We start from the raw sequence: 17,992 nt of genomic DNA on the forward strand, positions 1-17,992 counted from the left end.
GCTACACGATGAATGCAAATGCGAACCTCGTTCTGCATACGCGCGACGCGCGTGGCGTGGTCACGCTGACGCTGAACCGTCCGGAGGCCTTCAACGCGCTCTCCGAGGAAATGATTACGGCCCTCGCAGCCCAACTCGATGCCGTCTCCTCCGACGACGCCGCCCGTTGCGTGGTTCTGGCCGGCGCCGGCAGGGCTTTCTGCGCCGGCCACGACTTGAAGCAGATGCGGGCAGAACCCTCGGCCGGCTACTACGAAGAACTGTTCGCCCGATGCGGCGAAATGATGCTGGCCCTCCAGCGCCTGCCGGTGCCTGTGATCGCGCGCGTGCATGGCATCGCGACAGCGGCCGGATGCCAATTGGTCGCGATGTGCGACCTCGCAGTCGCCTCCAGTGCGGCGAAATTCGCGGTGAGCGGCATCAACGTCGGCCTGTTCTGCTCCACGCCCAGCGTGCCGCTGTCGCGCAACCTCGGCCGCAAGGCGGCCTTCGAGATGCTGGTGACGGGCGATTTCATCGATGCGAACGAAGCCATGGCCAAGGGCCTGGTCAACCGCGTCGCGGCTCCTGAAGCGCTCGATGCCGAACTCGAATCGCTGGTCGCCCGCATCATCGACAAGCCGAAGACCGCCCTGGCCCTGGGCAAGGCCTTGTTCTACCGCCAGATCGAGACCGGGGTCGCGGCGGCGCTGGCGGACGCGAGCCAGACCATGGCCTGCAACATGATGGACGACAGCGCGCTGGAGGGCGTCCAGGCCTTCATCGAGAAACGCCCGCCGAACTGGCCCGGGCCGACGGCGGACTAGCCGTGCAGCCGCGAGTTGTGCGGCAGGTGCGCCATCAGGAACTCCATCTGGTCCGCCAGGATCCGGCGGTTGCGCAGGATGAAGTCCTCCCAGAGGCTGGGCACGTAGGGCGCATAGAGCAGCGGCATGTTGGCCTGCTCGGGCGTGCGGCTGCTCTTGCGGTGGTTGCAGGGCTTGCAGGCCGTCACCACGTTCATCCAGCTGTCGATCCCGTTCTGCGCGAACGGGATGATGTGCTCGCGCGTGAGGTGTTCCTCGTGGAAGTGGCCGCCGCAGTAGGCGCAGATGTTGCGGTCTCGCGCGAACAGCTTGCTGTTGGTCAGGCCGGGGCGCATCGCGAAGGGATTGATGCGCGGCACGCCCTTGGTGCCGATGATGCTGTTGATCGCAATCTGCGACTGCTGGCCCGTGACCGCGTTGTGCCCGCCGCGGAACACCGCGACCTGCGCACCGACTTCCCAGCGCACCTCGTCCGCCGCGTAATGGATCACCGCCTGTTCCAGCGAGATCCACGACTGGGGCAGCCCCTGGGCCGAGAGCTTCAAGACCTTCACACACGCCTCCTCACGAAAGGGAAGAACCACGGAAAGACCAGGCCGTCGCGCATACCGGACGGCTTGAGAGCGACGCACTGCGTCACAATATACCGGCTTTGTGACAAAAAGCCCTGAGTGGGCCCATTCGGCGGGCGCGAAGCGCTATCAAAAAGATATCAACGATGCAGGTTTTCCGGGGTTTCAGGCATCCGGGCGTGGCTCCGGCCTGCGCCCTGACCATCGGCAATTTCGACGGTGTGCACCGCGGCCACCAGGCCATGCTGGGCCTGCTCAACACGGAGGCGCGCCTGCGCGGGCTGCCCAGCTGCGTGCTGACCTTCGAGCCCCACCCGCGCGACTATTTCGCCCAGCGCACCAAGCGGCCCGAGTTGGCGCCGGCGCGCATCGGCACCTTGCGCGACAAGCTCAGCGCGCTGGCGGCCAGCGGCGTGGCCCAGACCATCGTGCTGCCCTTCGATACCCGGCTCGCCTCCCAGACGCCGGAGGATTTCATCCGGCACGTGCTGATCGAGGGCCTGGGCGTGCGCTACGTGCTGGTGGGCGACGACTTCCGCTTCGGTGCCAAGCGCGCCGGCGACTACGCCATGCTCGACGCAGCCGGCGAGGCCCACGGCTTCGACGTGGCACGCATGAACAGCTACGAAGTGCACGGCCTGCGCGTTTCCAGCTCCGCCGTGCGCGAAGCGCTGGCCGAGGGCCGGATGAGCGACGTGCAGGCCCTGCTCGGCCGGCCCTACGCGATCTCCGGCCACGTGGTGCACGGACGCAAGCTCGGCCGCGCGCTGGGCGCCTCGGCCCCGGGGCGCCACGATGGCTTTCGCACCCTCAACCTCCGCTTCAAGCATTGGAAGCCGGCCGCCAGCGGCATCTTCGCGGTGCTGGTGCACGGCCTGGCCGAGCAACCGCTGCACGGCGTCGCCAACCTGGGCGTGCGCCCCTCGCTCGATGCCAACGACGTGAACGCCGGCCGGGTGCTGCTCGAGACCCACTGCCTCGATTGGCCCGCCCACCTCGGCGAGGAGGGGGCCTACGGTAAAATCGTCCGCGTGGAACTGCTGCACAAACTGCACGACGAATTGCGCTACACCAGCCTCGAGGCCCTGACGGCGGGCATCGCGAAGGATGGCCGCGACGCACGTGCGTTCTTCGCTTCCGCCCACGCCGAGACCCGTCGCCAGACCACGCGCGATCGAATTTAGCCCGGGCCCGACCGCGCTGCCGCCCTTCTGCAAGCTCAGGGCGGACGGCTTTTTTCCTTCGCACCGACGCCTCCACCAAGGTTCGGGCCGAGCCTGTCGAAGCCCCCTGTTCGAACTTCATCATGTCTGCTGACGCCGCCTCCACCACCGACTACCGCGCCACCCTCAACCTGCCCGACACCCCCTTCCCGATGCGGGGCGACCTGCCCAAGCGCGAGCCGGGCTGGGTCCAGGAATGGAACGACGAAGGACGCTACCACCGCCTGCGCGACGCGCGCCGCGGCGCCCCCAAGTTCATCCTGCACGACGGCCCGCCCTATGCCAACGGCCAGATCCACATGGGGCATGCCGTCAACAAGATCCTGAAGGACATGATCACCAAGGCGCGCCAGCTCGAGGGCTACGACGCGCTCTACGTGCCCGGCTGGGACTGCCACGGCCTGCCGATCGAGAACGCCATCGAGAAGAAATACGGCCGCAACCTCAGCCGCGACGAGATGCAGGCCAAGAGCCGCGCCTACGCGTCCGAGCAGATCGCGCAGCAGATGGCCGACTTCCAGCGCCTGGGCGTACTGGGCGAATGGGACCATCCGTACAAGACCATGGACTTCGCCAACGAGGCGGGCGAGCTGCGCGCCTTCAAGCGCGTGATCGAGCGGGGCTTCGTCTATCGCGGGCTCAAGCCGGTGTACTGGTGCTTCGACTGCGGCTCCTCGCTGGCGGAGTTCGAGATCGAGTACGCGGACAAGAAGTCGAACACGGTCGATGTGGCGTTCAAGGCGCACGAGCCCGAGGCGGTGCTGCGCGCCTTCTTTCCCGACGGGCAGGACAGGACGGCTGCCGGCCTCGCGCACGCGAGCAAGGACATCTTCGCGGTGATCTGGACCACCACCGCGTGGACCATCCCCGCCAACCAGGCGCTCAACCTCAACCCCGAGCTCGAATACGCCCTCGTCGACACCGACCGCGGCCTGCTGATCCTGGCCGCCTCGCTGGTCGAGATGTGCATGAACCGCTACGCGCTCGACGGCAAGCTGCTGGCGACGGTCAAGGGCGACAAGCTGGGCGGTCTCGAGTTCGAGCATCCGCTGTACGACGTCGATGCCGGCTACCGCCGCCTGTCGCCCGTCTACCTGGCCGACTACGCCACCGCCGACGACGGCACCGGCATCGTCCATTCCTCGCCAGCGTACGGCCTGGACGACTTCAACTCCTGCGTCTCGCACGGCCTGGCCTACGACGACATCCTGAACCCTGTCCAGGGCAACGGCACCTATGCGGCGGACTTCCCGCTGTTCGGCGGCGAGCACATCTGGAAGGCGGTGCCGCACATCATCCAGGCCCTGCGCGACGCCGGCCGGCTGCTGACCACCGAGGCCATCACCCACAGCTACCCGCACTGCTGGCGCCACAAGACGCCGGTGATCTACCGCGCCGCCGCCCAGTGGTTCGTGCGGATGGACGAGGGCGAGGGCGTGTTCACCAAGGACAAGGCGCCCAAGACCCTGCGCCAGCTGGCGCTGCAGGCGATCGAAGAGACGGGCTTCTACCCCGAGAACGGCAAGGCCCGCCTGCACGACATGATCGCCAACCGGCCCGACTGGTGCATCAGCCGCCAGCGCAGCTGGGGCGTGCCGATCCCCTTCTTCCTGCACAAGGACACGGGCGAGCTGCATCCGCGCACCATGGAGATCCTCGACCAGGCGGCCGGCATCGTCGAGAAAGGCGGCATCGAGGCCTGGAGCCGGGTGACGGCCGAGGAGATCCTCGGCCCCGGCGATGCGCCCCACTACACCAAGAGCACCGACATCCTCGAAGTCTGGTTCGACTCGGGCTCCACCTTTTCGCACGTGCTTCGCGGCACGCATCCGAACGTGCACCACGAGACCGGCCCCGAGGCCGACCTCTACCTCGAAGGCCATGACCAGCACCGCGGCTGGTTCCACTCCTCGCTGCTGATCGCCTGCGCGCTCGAAGGCCGCGCCCCCTACAAGGGCCTGCTGACCCACGGCTTCACCGTCGACAGCCAGGGCCGCAAGATGAGCAAGTCGCTCGGCAACGGCATCGAGCCGCAGGAAGTGAACAAGAAGCTGGGCGCCGAGATCATCCGCCTCTGGGTGGCGGCGAGCGACTACTCGGGCGACATCGCCGGCGACGACAAGATCCTCGCCCGCGTGGTCGATGCCTACCGCCGCATCCGCAACACGCTGCGCTTCCTGCTCGCCAACACCAGCGACTTCGACATCGCGAAGGACGCGGTCCCGCTCGACCAGCTGCTCGAGATCGACCGCTACGCGCTGAGCCGCGCCGCGCAGTTCCAGGCCGAGGTGCTCGCGCACTACAAGGTCTACGAGTTCCACCCGGTGGTGGCCAAGCTGCAGGTCTACTGCTCGGAGGACCTGGGTGCGTTCTACCTCGACATCCTGAAGGACCGCCTCTACACCACCGCGCCCGGCTCTCGGGCGCGCCGCAGTGCACAGACGGCGCTCTGGCACATCACGCAGGCGATGCTGCGCTGGATGGCGCCCTTCCTGAGCTTCACGGCGGAGGAGGCCTGGAAGTTCTGCGGCAACGGCGAGTCGATCTTCACCCAGGTCTACTGCGACCTCGGCACGCCCGACGAGACGCTGCTGGCCAGGTGGTCGCGCATCCGCGAGATCCGCGATGCGGTCAACAAGGAAATCGAGAACGTGCGCGCCGCCGGCCAGGTCGGCTCCTCGCTGCAGGCCAACGTCAAGCTCACGGTGCCGGTCGAGGACCATGCGCTGCTGGCCTCGCTGGGCGAGGACCTGAAGTTCGTCTTCATCACCTCGGCCGTCGAACTGGCGCAGGGTGACGTCGTTGCGGCACAGGTGACGCCCAGCACGGCCGCCAAGTGCGAGCGCTGCTGGCATTGGCGCGACGATGTCGGCCACGACCCGGCGCACCCGGGCCTGTGCAGCCGCTGCACCAGCAACCTGTTCGGCGCCGGCGAAGCCAGGAGTGCCGCCTGATGGCCGCGACGCGCTCCCTCGCCTCGCCGCGCACCGGCATCTGGCCCTGGCTCGCGCTGGCCCTGGCGATCCTGATCCTCGACCAGTTCACCAAGACGCTGATCCTGGGCTACTACAAGCTGGGCGATGCCACCTACATCACCAGCTTCTTCAACATCGTGCGCGCCCACAACACCGGCGCCGCCTTCTCCTTCCTCGCGGACGCGGCGGGCTGGCAGCGCTGGTTCTTCACGGCGATCGGGGTGGCAGCGGCGCTGTTCATCGTGTGGATGCTGCGCTCGCATGCGGGGCAGAAGCTGTTCTCCTTCGCCATGGCTGCGATCCTGGGCGGCGCGATCGGCAACGTGATCGACCGCATGATGCACGGCTACGTGGTCGACTTCCTCGACTTCCACCTGGCCGGCCGCCATTTCCCGGCCTTCAACGTCGCCGACAGCGCGATCACGATCGGCGCGATCTGCCTCATCCTCGACGAACTGCGACGCGTACGCCGCGGCAAGTAGCGGCCGGCTCCGGCAAGCGGAAGCCGAAGGCTGGTCTATAGTCGTCCGCTTCCATGAAGCACCTGTTGAATCTGCTGGCCGCCGTTGCGCTGCTGGTATGGGGCACCCATCTCGTTCGCACCGGCGTGCTGCGCGTCTTCGGCGCCAACCTGCGCAAGATCCTGGTGCACAGCATGCGCAACCGCTTCACGGCCGCGCTCTCGGGCATCGGCGTCACGGCGCTGGTGCAATCGAGCACCGCCACCGCGCTGATGACTTCCTCCTTCGTCGGCCAGGGCCTGGTGGCCCTTCCCGCCGCGCTGGCCGTGATGCGCGGCGCCGACGTCGGCACCGCCCTGATGTCGGTGCTGTTCTCGGCCGACCTCTCCTGGCTGTCGCCGCTCTTCATCTTCGTCGGCGTGGTGCTCTTCATCTCGCGCGGCTCCAGCGTGGCAGGCCGCGTCGGACGGGTGCTGATCGGCCTCGGCCTGATGCTGCTGGCGCTGCGGCTGGTGGTCGAGGCGACCGGGCCGCTGTTGTCCTCGCCGCCGGTGCTGGAGCTGCTGGCCTCACTCGGCAGCGACGTGCTGCTGGAGATCACCATCGGCGCGGTTCTGGCCATCGCGGCCTACTCCAGTCTCGCGGTGGTGCTGCTGGTCGCGGCCATGGCCAGCTCCAACGTGGTGCCGCTGGATGTGGCGCTGGGCCTGGTGCTCGGCGCCAACCTCGGCAGCGGCTTGCTGGCGATGCTGACCACCGCGAAGTCGGCGATCGCGGTGCGCCAGGTCACCGTCGGCAACCTGGTCTTCAAGCTGCTGGGGGTGGCGATCGCGGCGCCTTTCGTCGGGACCTACCTGCGCGAGGCCCGGCCCTACATCTCCGACGCGACGCAACTGGTGGTGCTGTTCCACCTGGGCTTCAACCTGGTGGTCAGCATCGGCTTCATCGGCCTCACCGACTGGGTCGCGCGGCTGGTAGCGCGCCTGCTCCCGGTGCCGACCGAGCCCACGGCCATGCAGCGGCCCCGGCACCTCGATCCCTCGGCCCTTTCCACGCCTACGCTCGCAATTTCCAACGCCGCACGCGAGGCCCTGCACCAGGCCGACGTGGTCGAGACCATGCTGATCGGCATGCTCAAGGTGATCCGCGACAACGACCTTCGCCTGGCCGCCGAGCTGCGCAAGCTGGACGATACGGTGGACGAGCTCTACTCGGCCATCAAGTACTACCTGACCAAGATCTCGCGCGAGGCGCTCGGCGAGGAGGAAAGCCGGCGCTGGACCGACATCGTCAGCTTCACCATCAACATGGAGCAGATCGGCGACATCATCGAGCGGGTGATCATCGACATCGAGGACAAGAAGATCAAGAAGCAGCGCAACTTCTCCGCCGCCGGCATGCGCGAGATCGTCGAGCTGCACGAGCGCCTGCTCGCTAACCTGCGGCTCGGCATGAGCGTGTTCCTCAATGCCAACGTGCGCGACGCCCAGAAGCTGCTGGAGGAGAAGGCGCGCTTTCGCGACCTGGAGCGCGCCTACGCCACCACGCACCTAGAGCGCCTTGCGGAACAGACCGCTTCGAGCATCGAGACCAGCTCGCTGCACATCGACCTGATCAGCGATCTCAAGCGCATCAACTCCCACATCTGCTCGATCGCCTACCCGATCCTCGACTCGGCCGGTGCGCTCTCGCGCACGCGCATGCGCGAGTCGCGGCTCAGTCCGATGGAGTGACTGCTTTCAGCGAGTCCGGGCGCTGCCTCGCTCAGAGCGTGAGGATCGTGCAGCCCGTGGTCTTGCGCGCCTCCAGGTCGCGGTGCGCCTGCTGCACTTCGGCCAGCGGGTAGCGCTGCGCGATCGGGATCTTCACCGCGCCGCTTTCCACCACCGCGAACAGATCGTCCGCCATCGCCTGGGTGCGCTCGCGGCTGGAGGTGTGCGTGAACAGCGTCGGGCGGGTCACATAGAGCGAGCCCTTGGACGCCAGCAGGCCGAGGTTGAAGGGCGGCACCGGCCCCGAGCCATTGCCGAAGATCGCGAGCAGGCCGAAGGGCCGCAGGCAGTTCAGCGAGCCCTCGAAGGTGTCCTTGCCCACCGAGTCGTAGACCACCTTCACGCCCTGGCCGCCGGTGATCTCCTTGACGCGCTCGGCGAAGTTCTCGGTGCTGTAGTTGATCGCGTGGGCCGCGCCGTGCTCCAGCGCCAGCTTGCACTTGGCATCGGTGCCGGCCGTGCCGATCAGCTGCAGGCCCAGGGCCTTGGCCCACTGGCAGGCGATCAGCCCGACGCCGCCGGCGGCCGCGTGGAAGAGGATGAAGTCGCCCGGCTGCAAGCCCTCGGCCGGCAGGGTCTTCTTCAGCAGGTACTGGGCGGTGAGGCCCTTGAGCATCATGGCCGCGCCGGTCTCGAAGGAGATGGCATCGGGCAGCCTGCACACGTTCTTGGCCGGCATCACGCGCAGCTCGCTGTAGGCGCCTGGCGGCTGGCTGGCATAGGCGGCACGATCGCCGGGCTTCAGATGCGATACGCCCTCGCCCACTGCCTCGACCACGCCAGCGGCTTCCATGCCGAGCTGCAGCGGCATCGGGAAGGGGTAGAGCCCGCTGCGCTGGTAGGTGTCGATGAAGTTGAGGCCGACTGCGTGGTGGCGGATGCGGATCTCGCCCGGGCCGGGTTCGCCGACCTCCACTTCGACGATCTTCAGTTCCTCGGGACCGCCGTGGCGGTCGATGCGAACGGCTTGGCTGCGCATGGATGTCCTCTTTCAGTTCGGCTTGCACGAAAAGAGCACATGGTAGACAGGCCCGCGATCCGGTGCAGGGGCCCGCGCGCAATGTCCGCGAGGCGCGGGGATCAGTTCGGCGGCGCGATGTTCTCGTCCCGCACCACCTTGGTCCAGCGCGCGACGTCGGTGGCGAGGAAGGCCTGCGCCTCGCGCGCGGCGGTAGGCCAGGGCTCGGCCGCCTGCAGCTTGAGCGTCTGGACGATGTCGGGCCGCCGCAGCGTGGCCTGCACCATCTCGTTGAGCTTCGCGACGATCGCGGGCGGCAGGTTCCTGGGGCCGGCCAGCGCGTACCAGGCGCTGACGTCGAAGTCCGGCAGCACCGTCTCGGCCACGCTCGGCACCTCCGGAAACGCCGCGAAGCGGTTGCGCGAGGTGACGGCCAGCGGCCTGACCTTGCCGTTTTCGATGTGGGAGGCCATGCCGGCCAGAGAGGTGAAGATGATCGGCACCTCGCCGCCCATCACCGCGAGCGCCGGCGCGCTGCCGCCCTTGTAGGGCACATGGGTGAACTGCACGCCGGCCCGCGCCTGGAACAGCACCGCCGCCAGGTGCATGCCGCTGCCGGTGCCGCCGGAGCCGTAGTCGATCTTGCCGGGCTGGGCCTTGGCCTGCGCCACCAGTTCCTGGATGCTGTGCGCGGTCGCGGCGGGGCCGGCGATGATCGCGAAAGGGCTGCGCGCCACCATCGAGATCATGGTGAAGTCGTTGACCGCGTCGAAGGGCAGCGACTTGTACAGGCCCGGCGCCGCCGAATGACCCGAGGCCATCAGGAACAGGGTGTAGCCATCGGGCTCGGCCTTGGCCACGTAGTTGGCTCCGATGGTGCCCCCTGCGCCCGGCTTCCCCTCGACGACGGCCTGCTGGCCGAACTGCTCCGGGAACTGCGCCGCCAACAGGCGCGCCAGCGCGTCCACCGGTCCGCCGGAGGTGAAGCCGTGGACGATGCGCACCGGCTTCTGCGGCCAGGCCGCGGGAGCCGCGCCCTGCGCGCCGGCGGGCGCGGCCGCCCACAGCAGCGGTGCCGATGCCAGCGCCGCGACCGCCAGGCGCCGGAGGGAGAACGAGGTGCTCATAGGACGAAGCGCTCCGGTTGGGGCCCGCGCTCGACGGGCCGTGATTCGTAATGGCCTTCCCCGAACATGCGCAGCCGTGAGGCCAGCAGCTCCTCGTTGAGCCTCGCCAGCCGCCCGGCGTCGAAGCACAGGCGGCCGTCGCGCTTGGCGAAGCGGCCCGCGACCATGACGTTCTCGATGTCGGAAGTTTCGGCGTACATGACGACCACGTGAGCCGGGTTTCCCCCTGGCATGGCCGGAAAGATGTTCAGGCCGCGGGTGTCGAACATGACCAGGTCGGCCTGCTTGCCGGGGGTGATCGAGCCGGTCTTCTTCTCCAGCCCGAAGGCCTTGGCGCCGCCCATGGTGGCCCAGTACAGGGCATCGCGGGTGAGCGTGGAATGCTGCGTCTTCGCGGGCCACTGGCCGGCCGCGTAGAGGCTGCGGTTGTCGAGCTCGCGCTGGTGCAGGAAGGCATGGCGCATGACCCACAGCATCGAGCTGTTGAAGTACGGGTCGCAATCGGTGCCGATCGAGGGCACGGCGCCATGCTTCACCAGCCGGCCCAGCATCGCGGGCTGCTCGTAGTTCAGCATCTCGGTGAGATTGGTGGCGGTGATGGTGCAGCCTGCGTCGAGCACGATCTTCAGTTCGGCGTCGTCGAAGCAGTTCCCGTGCCCGATGTTGTGGTCCGGCCCGAGCAGGCCTTCGGCCGCCAGCCGTGGATAGCCGTCCTCGACCACCCGCTTGCCCTTGCGGCCGTAGGTGTGGGCCGAGTTGATCAGCCCGTACTCGCGCGCCAGCCGGATGTCGTGGGCGGCCACGTCGTACTCGCCCCAGTCGGGCCCGAGGATCGCCATTGCGAGCGTCACCAGGCGATCGTCGGAAGCGAGGCGCCCGGTGCGCAGGCGATGGATCTCCTCCCGCGGGAACGGCTTCTTGTGGTACGGGATCTCGCCCGGGCGCTCCGGCGGCTTCACCGTCCCGCGCGCGAAGACGGCGCGTACGCCCGACTCTTCCAGCGCATCGATGGCCGCGTCAGTCATTTCGGCATCGCGCAGGATGTGGCACCAGTCGACGATGGTGGTGGTGCCGTTGCGCAGCTGGTTGAGCGCCCCCAGCAGGTTGCCCAGGTACACATCGCGCACCCCGTAGCGCGTGGCGAGATTCTTGTGCATGTTGGCGTGGTAGTCGCGGCTGCCCACCCAGTCGCTGCCGATGCCGCGCAGCTGGAATTCCCAGGTGTGGATGTGGGCGTTGACCATGCCGGGCGTGACGATGCGGCCACGGCCGTCCACCACCTCGTCGGCCTCGGCGCCGAGGCGGGGCCCGACGGCGAGGATCTTCTCGCCCTCGACCAGGATGTCGGCTTCGTCGAAGTCGCCCACGGCAGGGTCCATGGAGAGCACGCAGGCGTTCTGGATCAGGGTTCGGGTCATGTCTCGATCGATCAGGTTGGTTGGATGAAGGAGTTCAGGCGGCCGGCGCCGCGGCGCCGAACAGGCGTTCGCGCACGCGCCGGGTGGCGTCGACCGCCGCCTCGTGCGCACCGCCCGCGAGCTCGCCGCCGCGCTTGTGCACGCGGCCGTCCACGATCACGGTGTCGACGTCGCCCACGTTGGCCTGCAGCACCACGTGCGCGGCGGGATCGCCCAGGGAGGGGCTGTAGCGGCCGGCGCGCAGCAGCACCAGGTCGGCCAGACAGCCCGGGGCGATGCGACCCAGCACCTCGCCCAGGCCGATGGCGCGCGCCGCATTCACGGTCGCATAGGCCAGCAGGTCGCGCGGCTGGATGAAGGGCGTGCCCGGGTAGCGCGCGAGCGGCCAGCGACCGCTCGTGCGCTCGCGCTCGGCTTCCTCGGCGCGCATCAGCAGGAAGGTCAGGCGCATCTGCGAGAACAGGTCGAGCGCAACGCGCGAGGGCACGTCCACGCCGAGGCTGGGCGTCACGCCGGCCCGGTGGGCACGCGCGATCACGCTCGTCGAACGGCCGTCGCCCACCTCGCTCTCCGGCGTGAAGGAGATGCCGCCGCCGCACTGCGCGATCAGCGCCAGCTCCTCGTCCAGGATCGGGTTGCAGTGCACCGGCAGCATGTCGGGGCCCAGCAGGCCGGCGCCGTGCAGCTCATGGATCTGCCCGGCGACGTTCTGGTGGAAGGTCATCGGCAGGCCCAGCTCGCGCGCCAGGCCGATCTCCGGCTCCACCAGCGCCAGGCCCGCGAACTCGAGCGAGGCAAGGGCCACGCCCAGGCGCACCAGTGCGTCCGTCCCGCCCGCGCGTTCGCGCTGCAGCGCGCTCACCTGCTCCAGCCGCCAGGGGTGGTCGGCGGCCAGCGTGTCGAAGCGCCCCAGCATGCCGTAGCCGAACAGCACCCGCTGCCCCGTTCGGTCGTGCGCACGCAACCCGGCCTCGGCATGGCCGGGCGTCATCACGTTGTGACAGAAGTCCAGCACCGCGGTGATGCCGTTGTCGAGCATCTCCACGCCGGTGGCGAAGGTGGCATCACCCACGTCCTCGGCCGTGAAGCGCTCGCGCAGCGGGAAGATGTGGCGGTTGTAGTCCCCCATGCCCCACATGCCGGCGCCCAGGCCCTTGAGCGGGCCCTGCCAGAGATGGGTATGGGTGTCGATCAGGCCCGGGATCAGGATCATCCCGCGCGCGTCGATGCAGTCGGCGCCGTCGGCCTCGAGACGCTGCCCGACCGCGGCGATGCGGCGCCCCTCGATGCGCACGTCGGCCGCCTGCAGGTCGCCGAGCGACGGGTCCATGCTGAGGACCGTGGCGCCGCGGATCAGCAGGCCATTCCTGGGGTTCATGCGGTGACCTCCTCCTCGATCTCGTGCAGCCGGATGCAGGCGGCCCGGCCGTCCCCGCTGCTGGCCTCGAGCTCGGGCATGCGCTGCCGGCAACCCTCCACCGCCCAGCGGCAGCGCGTGTGGAAGGCACAGCCCGGAGGCGGCGACAGCGGGCTGGGCAGCTCGCCGCGCAGCTGCAGCCGGCGCGCGCGCGAGCGCTGCTCCTGCAGCTGCGGATCGGCCACCAGCGTGGATGCCACCAGCATGCGCGTGTAGGGGTGGCGCGGCGCGTCGTGCACCTGGGCCGCCGGCCCGGTCTCCACCAGCCGGCCCAGGTACAGCACGCCGACGCGGTGGCTCACATGGCGCACCACGTCGAGGTTGTGCGCGATGAACAGGTAGCTGAGCCCGAACTCGCGCTGCAGCTCCACCAGCAGGTTGATCACTTGGGCCTGCGTGCTGAGGTCCAGCGCGCTCACCGGCTCGTCGCAGATGATGAGCCGTGGCCGCACCGCCAGCGCCCGCGCGATGGCCACGCGCTGGCGCTGCCCGCCCGACAGCTCGTGCGGATGGCGCTGTGCGTGGTAGGCGGCCAGCCCGACGCTGTCGATGATGCGCGCCACCTCGCGCCGGCAGGCCGAGGCGTCCATCGCACGGTGACGGCTGATGGCCTGTTCGATGGTCGCGCCCACCGTCTGGCGCGGATTGAGCGAGGACATCGGGTCCTGGAACACGACCTGCACGTCGCGCCGGTAGTGCAGCGGCGTGCGCGGCCCGAAGGCGGTGATGTCCTCCCCGTCGAAGCGGACATGCCCGGCAGTCGCCGGCGCCAGCCGCAGGATCGCGCGCCCGATGGTGCTCTTGCCCGAGCCGGATTCGCCGACCAGGCCGAAGGTCTGGCCCGGCTCGATGGTGAAGCTCACGTCGCGCACCGCCGACAGCGTTCTGGCACGGCCGAACATGCCGTGGCGCAGGCGGAAGTCCACCGAGAGGTTCTCGACGCTCAGCAGCGGGGCCTTCGTGTCCGTGTTCATGGCAGCACCTTCTCTTTCCGCCGCTGTGCGAACGCCTCGATGCGCAGGCATCGCACGCCGTTGTCCAGCGCCACCGGCGCGGCGGTGCAGGCCTCGATCGCGTGCGGACAGCGCGGATGGAAGCGGCAGCCCTGCGGCCACGCCCACGCCGGCGGCACTCGTCCGGGAATGGTGGCCAGCGTGGCGCCGCCGGCGCCGCCCTTGGGCATCGCCGCGAGCAGCGCGGCCGTGTAGGGGTGGCGCGGCCGCGCGAGCACCTCGCGCACCGGGCCGGTCTCCACCATCTGGCCCGCGTACATCACCGCCACCCGGTCGCACGCGTCGGCCACCACGCCCAGGTCGTGGGTGATCAGCAGGATCGACATGCCCAGGCGCTGCCGCAGGTCCATCAGCAGGTCCAGCACCTGGGCCTGGATGGTCACGTCCAGCGCGGTGGTCGGCTCGTCGGCGATCAGGAGCTCCGGTTCGCAGGCCAGTGCGCCTGCGATCACCACGCGCTGCGCCATGCCGCCGGAGAACTGGTGCGGATAGTCGTCCAGGCGGCGCTGCGCGTCGGGCACGCCCACCATCTCCAGCAGCGCGATGGCGCGCGTGCGGGCCTGCCGTGCGTCGAGCTCGGTGTGGGCGCGCACCGCATCGACCAGTTGCCGGCCGATGGTATGGACCGGAGACAGCGCCGCGCCCGCGTCCTGGAACACCATGCCGATGCGTCGCCCGCGGATCTGGCGCGCCATCGCCTCGTCCATGCCGACCAGCTCGGTATCGCCCAGGCGGATCGACCCGCCCGCCACGCGTGCGGCCGGCGGCAGCAGGCCGATGATGGCGGCCGCGGTGATCGACTTGCCGCAGCCCGACTCGCCCACCAGGCCCAGCACCTCGCCGCGGCGCAGGTGCAGCGACTCATCGCTGAGCAGCTCGGCGTCGCCTTGCGGGCCCTGCAGCCGCACGGTCAGGTGGCTCAGCCGCAGCAGCGTGTCGGGCGGCAGCGGCTCGGCCGCGGCGGGCACCGTGCGGGGCTGCGCCGCGACCGGCTCGGCTGCGGCTGGAGCTGCGGCACGCCGCGCGACGCGCGGCCCGCCGGGCAGCAGGCTGTCGCGAAGCGCATCACCCAGCAGGTTGAAGGACAGCACCGTCAGCGTGATCGCCACACCCGGCAGCACCGGCAGGAAGGGCTGCTCGCTCTGGAACTGGCGCGCGGTCTCCAGCATTGCGCCCCAGCTCACCTGTGCGCTGTCGGCGCCCACGCCGAGGAAGCTCAGCATGGCCTCGATCAGCAGCGCCGTGCCGAGCGAGATGGAGGCCTGCACCACCAGCGGCCCGGCCACGTTCGGCAGGATCTGCCGCAGCATGATCGAGAACGGCCCGAGCCCCAGCACGCGCGCCGCATCCACGTACAGCCGCTCGCGCTCGGCCAGCACCACGGCGCGCGTGATGCGCATGAAGCTGACCGAGAAGATCAGCCCCACCGCGAGCATCGCGTTGGCCAGGCCCTTGCCGAACACACCGATCAGCGCCAGCGCCAGCAGCACCGCGGGGATGGACTGCATCACGTCGGCCAGCCGCATCGCGATGCGGTCGAGCCAGCCGCCGAGGTAGCCCGCGGCCAGGCCGATACCGATGCCGAGCACCGCGCCGATGGCCACGCTCTCGAAGGAGGCCAGCAGCGCCGTGCGCGCGCCGAACACCAGGCGCGAGAGCGTGTCGCGGCCCAGGTCGTCGGTGCCCAGCCAGTAGATCGGCCCCGGTGCCTCCAGGCGGTGCTTGAGGTCGGGATGGAACGGGTCGTGCGGCGCCACGAGCGGCGCTGCGGCCGCACAGACCAGCAGCAGCAGCAGCCAGGCCGCGGGCAGCAGCACGAAGGGACGCGCGAAGGCCTTCAGCCGCGGCGCCAGGCGCACGCGGCGGGCGGTTTCGTCGTTGGCGGCGGCAGCGGGCGTGGCCATGGCGGACAGCCTCTCGGCAGGGGCGGTGGTGGTGTTCAATGCACGCGCACCTTCGGGTTGATCAGCCCGTAGCCGATGTCGGCCACCAGGTTGACGGCGAGCACGATGAGCGCGATGACGACGACTGCGCCCTGCAGCATGGGAAAGTCCGCGCGCACCACGCTGTCGATCAGCAGCGTGCCCAGCGCCGGCACCGCGAAGATGCGTTCGATCGCGATGCTGGCGCCGACCAGCACCGACATCTGGATCGCGATCACGCTGAGCACCGGCACCATGGCGTTGCGGATCGCGTAGCGCCAGACGATGGTGCGCTGCGGCAGCCCGCGCGCTCGCAGGGCATGCACGTAGGGCGACTGCAGCACCTCGATCATCGCGCTGCGCATCTGGCGCGCGATCACCGCCGCCGTGTGCACGCTCAGCGCCACCGCCGGCAGCACCAGGCCGCGCGCCCACTCCAGCGGGTCCTCGGCAAAGGGCGTGTACCCCACCACCTGGAACCATTGCAGGTTGACCGCGAAGGCAAGCGAGAGCAGCAGCGCCAGCCAGATGCTGGGCACCGCCAGCCCCAGCGAGACCAGCAGGGTCAGCGCCCGGTCGGCCCAGGAACCGTGGCGCACCGCCGCCGCGATGCCCAGCGGCAGGCCGAGCAGCAGCGCCAGCAGCATGCCGGCCAGCGCCAGCGAGAGCGTGACGCCGACGCCGTCGGCGATGGAAGCGCTCACCGGCAGGCTGGTGTAGAGCGACTGGCCCAGGTCGCCGCGCAACGCGCTGCCGATCCAGGCCAGGAACTGCTCGGGCAGCGGACGGTCCAGCCCCAGGCCGCGCGCGTACTCGGCGCGATCGGCCGCGGAAGCACCGGGGCCCAGGATCTGGCTGACCGGATCGGTCGAGGTCATCCGCGTCAGCACGAAGGTGAAGAGCGAGACCGCGAACAGGATCGGCAGTACCGCGCCGAGCCGCGCGAAGAGCAGGCGTTTCATGCGCGCACCCCCTGCCCGGCGGCGGCCGGACCGAGCACGCGTTCGCGTACGCGCCGGGTGGCGGCCGCGGCCTCGGCCGAATCGAGGTCGAGCAGCCGGCCGCCGCGCTTGCGCACCCGGCCGTCGACCAGCACCGTGTCCACGTCCGCGGCGCAGGCCTGCAGCGCCACGTGCGCCGCCGGATCGCCCAGCGAGATGCCGTAGGGCCCGGTGCGCAGCAGCACCAGGTCGGCCCGCAGGCCGGGGGCGATGCGGCCGATCTCCTCGGCCAGGCCGAGGGCGCGGGCAGCGTTGACGGTCGTGTACTCGAGCATGTGGCGCGGCTGCGCCTGCGGCGTACCGGGGTGGCGCGCAAGCGGCCAGCGGCCGGCGATGCGCTCGACCGTGGCCTCCTCGTTGCGCAGCACCTGGAAGGTCAGGCGCATCTGGGCGAACAGGTCCAGCGCCACGCGCGAGGGGATGTCGACGCCGAGGCTGGGCGTCACGCCGGCGCGGTGCGCGCGGCCGATGATGCTCATCGGCCGGCCACCACCGAACTCGCCCTCCACGGTGAAGGAGATGCCGCAGCCGTGCTGCGCCAGCAGTGCGAGCTCGTGGTCGGTCGCCACGTTGGCATGCACGGGCAGCAGGTCGCCTCCCAGCAGGCCGGCCTGGTGCAGTTCGAGGATCTGGCCGGGCGGGTTCTGGTGGAAGCTCATCTGCAGGCCGAGCTCGCGCCCGAGCGCGATCTCGGTGGCGACCAGTTCCAGGCCGGCGTACTCCAGCGAGCCCAGCGCAATGCCCAGCCGCAGCAGCCCCTCGCGCCCGCCGAGCTCGCGCGACAGGCTGCGGATCTGCTCCAGCCGCCAGCCGTGCTCGGCCGCCAGCGTCTTGAAGGCGCCGAGCATGCCGTAGGCGAACAGGATGCGCTGCCCGGTGCGCCGGTGCGCCGCGATCGACTGCTCGGCATGGGCCGGCGTCATCACGTTGTGGCAGAAATCCAGCACGGTGGTGATGCCGTGGTCCAGCATCTCGACGCCGCAGGCGAAGGTGGCGTCGTGCATGTCGTCGGCCGAGAACTTCTCGCGCAACGGGAACACGTGCCGGCTGTAGTCGGCCGAGCCCCACAGGCCCGCGCCCAGGCCCTTGAGCGGCCCCTGCCACATGTGCGTGTGGGAATCGATCAGGCCGGGGATCAGGATCATGCCTTCGGCATCGATGCGCTCGGCGTCCTCGGGGGCATCGAGCGCGGGGCCGACGGCGGCGATGCGCTCGCCCTGCACCAGCACGTCGCCGCGGGCGAGCTCGCCCACCTGCGGGTCCATGCTGAGGATGGTGGCGCCACGGATGAGGAGGCGCTTTGGATTGTCGGCGGCCATGGTGCCCT

At 69.7% G+C, this 17,992-nt stretch carries 14 protein-coding genes; 5 read left to right on the forward strand and 9 right to left on the reverse strand.

Features of this window, described 5'->3' with window-relative positions; translation table 11 throughout:
• The first annotated feature begins 8 nt into the window (after nucleotides 1-8).
• Nucleotides 9-806 (forward strand): enoyl-CoA hydratase, encoded by a 798-nt coding sequence (locus tag E5P3_RS23975; RefSeq protein ID WP_162588228.1) that lies wholly within the window; start codon nucleotides 9-11, stop codon nucleotides 804-806.
• Here E5P3_RS23975 and E5P3_RS23980 read toward each other — a convergent pair.
• Nucleotides 803-1,360, reverse strand: coding sequence for an HNH endonuclease (locus E5P3_RS23980; protein ID WP_162588229.1), 558 nt, complete (start codon nucleotides 1,358-1,360; stop codon nucleotides 803-805). The two genes, E5P3_RS23975 and E5P3_RS23980, sit on opposite strands and share 4 nt — an antisense overlap.
• Before the next feature lie 164 nt (nucleotides 1,361-1,524).
• Here E5P3_RS23980 and E5P3_RS23985 point away from each other — a divergent pair, with 164 nt between their 5' ends.
• The 4 genes from E5P3_RS23985 (at nucleotide 1,525) to E5P3_RS24000 (ending at nucleotide 7,770) form a co-directional block, all read left to right on the forward strand.
• Nucleotides 1,525-2,562 carry a bifunctional riboflavin kinase/FAD synthetase gene (locus E5P3_RS23985; protein WP_162588230.1) on the forward strand — a complete coding sequence of 346 codons (1,038 nt, stop codon included), beginning with the start codon at nucleotides 1,525-1,527 and terminating at the stop codon, nucleotides 2,560-2,562.
• Nucleotides 2,563-2,684: 122 nt separating this feature from the next.
• Nucleotides 2,685-5,555, forward strand: a complete 2,871-nt coding sequence (gene ileS / locus E5P3_RS23990; protein WP_162588231.1) for an isoleucine--tRNA ligase — start codon at nucleotides 2,685-2,687, stop codon at nucleotides 5,553-5,555.
• A complete protein-coding gene (gene lspA, locus E5P3_RS23995) occupies nucleotides 5,555-6,058 on the forward strand; it encodes a signal peptidase II (protein ID WP_162588232.1) in 504 nt (167 codons plus the stop codon). The genes ileS and lspA overlap by 1 nt, the downstream gene beginning before the upstream one ends.
• A gap of 53 nt (nucleotides 6,059-6,111) precedes the next feature.
• A complete protein-coding gene (locus E5P3_RS24000; protein ID WP_162588233.1) occupies nucleotides 6,112-7,770 on the forward strand; it encodes a Na/Pi cotransporter family protein in 1,659 nt (552 codons plus the stop codon).
• A gap of 31 nt (nucleotides 7,771-7,801) precedes the next feature.
• Here the strand turns inward: E5P3_RS24000 and E5P3_RS24005 are convergent, their stop codons facing one another.
• From E5P3_RS24005 to E5P3_RS24040, 8 genes are all read right to left on the reverse strand, one after another.
• The gene (locus E5P3_RS24005; RefSeq protein ID WP_162588234.1) at nucleotides 7,802-8,788 is read right to left on the reverse strand and encodes a quinone oxidoreductase family protein; all 987 of its coding nucleotides are present in this window, start codon (nucleotides 8,786-8,788) and stop codon (nucleotides 7,802-7,804) included.
• Between the two features lie 101 nt (nucleotides 8,789-8,889).
• Nucleotides 8,890-9,894, reverse strand: a complete 1,005-nt coding sequence (locus E5P3_RS24010; RefSeq protein WP_162588235.1) for a tripartite tricarboxylate transporter substrate binding protein — start codon at nucleotides 9,892-9,894, stop codon at nucleotides 8,890-8,892.
• The gene (locus E5P3_RS24015) at nucleotides 9,891-11,312 is read right to left on the reverse strand and encodes an amidohydrolase family protein (protein ID WP_162588236.1); all 1,422 of its coding nucleotides are present in this window, start codon (nucleotides 11,310-11,312) and stop codon (nucleotides 9,891-9,893) included. The genes E5P3_RS24010 and E5P3_RS24015 overlap by 4 nt, the downstream gene beginning before the upstream one ends.
• A gap of 34 nt (nucleotides 11,313-11,346) precedes the next feature.
• Nucleotides 11,347-12,690 (reverse strand): amidohydrolase family protein, encoded by a 1,344-nt coding sequence (locus E5P3_RS24020; protein WP_162588237.1) that lies wholly within the window; start codon nucleotides 12,688-12,690, stop codon nucleotides 11,347-11,349.
• Nucleotides 12,687-13,703, reverse strand: a complete 1,017-nt coding sequence (locus E5P3_RS24025) for an ABC transporter ATP-binding protein (protein ID WP_162588238.1) — start codon at nucleotides 13,701-13,703, stop codon at nucleotides 12,687-12,689. The genes E5P3_RS24020 and E5P3_RS24025 overlap by 4 nt, the downstream gene beginning before the upstream one ends.
• On the reverse strand, nucleotides 13,700-15,685 hold the full coding sequence (locus E5P3_RS36345; protein WP_162588239.1) for a dipeptide/oligopeptide/nickel ABC transporter permease/ATP-binding protein: 1,986 nt from the start codon (nucleotides 15,683-15,685) through the stop codon (nucleotides 13,700-13,702). The genes E5P3_RS24025 and E5P3_RS36345 overlap by 4 nt, the downstream gene beginning before the upstream one ends.
• Nucleotides 15,682-16,626: an ABC transporter permease gene (locus E5P3_RS24035; RefSeq protein WP_162588240.1), complete on the reverse strand. Its 945-nt coding sequence runs from the start codon at nucleotides 16,624-16,626 to the stop codon at nucleotides 15,682-15,684. The genes E5P3_RS36345 and E5P3_RS24035 overlap by 4 nt, the downstream gene beginning before the upstream one ends.
• Nucleotides 16,623-17,984, reverse strand: coding sequence for an amidohydrolase family protein (locus tag E5P3_RS24040; protein ID WP_162588241.1), 1,362 nt, complete (start codon nucleotides 17,982-17,984; stop codon nucleotides 16,623-16,625). Before E5P3_RS24040 ends, E5P3_RS24035 begins: the two co-directional genes overlap by 4 nt.
• Nucleotides 17,985-17,992: the final 8 nt, after the last annotated feature.

This window comes from Variovorax sp. RA8 (assembly GCF_901827175.1).
Classification (GTDB): domain Bacteria; phylum Pseudomonadota; class Gammaproteobacteria; order Burkholderiales; family Burkholderiaceae_C; genus Variovorax.

Excerpts from the sequence above, each read along its gene's own strand:
- ileS (WP_162588231.1), top strand. The coding sequence starts at position 2,685 with ATGTCTGCTGACGCCGCCTCCACCACCGACTACCGCGCCACCCTCAAC.
- E5P3_RS24005 (WP_162588234.1), bottom strand. The coding sequence starts at position 8,788 with ATGCGCAGCCAAGCCGTTCGCATCGACCGCCACGGCGGTCCCGAGGAA.
- lspA (WP_162588232.1), top strand. The coding sequence starts at position 5,555 with ATGGCCGCGACGCGCTCCCTCGCCTCGCCGCGCACCGGCATCTGGCCC.
- E5P3_RS24015 (WP_162588236.1), bottom strand. The coding sequence starts at position 11,312 with ATGACCCGAACCCTGATCCAGAACGCCTGCGTGCTCTCCATGGACCCT.
- E5P3_RS23975 (WP_162588228.1), top strand. The coding sequence starts at position 9 with ATGAATGCAAATGCGAACCTCGTTCTGCATACGCGCGACGCGCGTGGC.
- E5P3_RS24040 (WP_162588241.1), bottom strand. The coding sequence starts at position 17,984 with ATGGCCGCCGACAATCCAAAGCGCCTCCTCATCCGTGGCGCCACCATC.
- E5P3_RS24010 (WP_162588235.1), bottom strand. The coding sequence starts at position 9,894 with ATGAGCACCTCGTTCTCCCTCCGGCGCCTGGCGGTCGCGGCGCTGGCA.
- E5P3_RS23985 (WP_162588230.1), top strand. The coding sequence starts at position 1,525 with ATGCAGGTTTTCCGGGGTTTCAGGCATCCGGGCGTGGCTCCGGCCTGC.
- E5P3_RS24000 (WP_162588233.1), top strand. The coding sequence starts at position 6,112 with ATGAAGCACCTGTTGAATCTGCTGGCCGCCGTTGCGCTGCTGGTATGG.
- E5P3_RS24025 (WP_162588238.1), bottom strand. The coding sequence starts at position 13,703 with ATGAACACGGACACGAAGGCCCCGCTGCTGAGCGTCGAGAACCTCTCG.
- E5P3_RS24020 (WP_162588237.1), bottom strand. The coding sequence starts at position 12,690 with ATGAACCCCAGGAATGGCCTGCTGATCCGCGGCGCCACGGTCCTCAGC.
- E5P3_RS24035 (WP_162588240.1), bottom strand. The coding sequence starts at position 16,626 with ATGAAACGCCTGCTCTTCGCGCGGCTCGGCGCGGTACTGCCGATCCTG.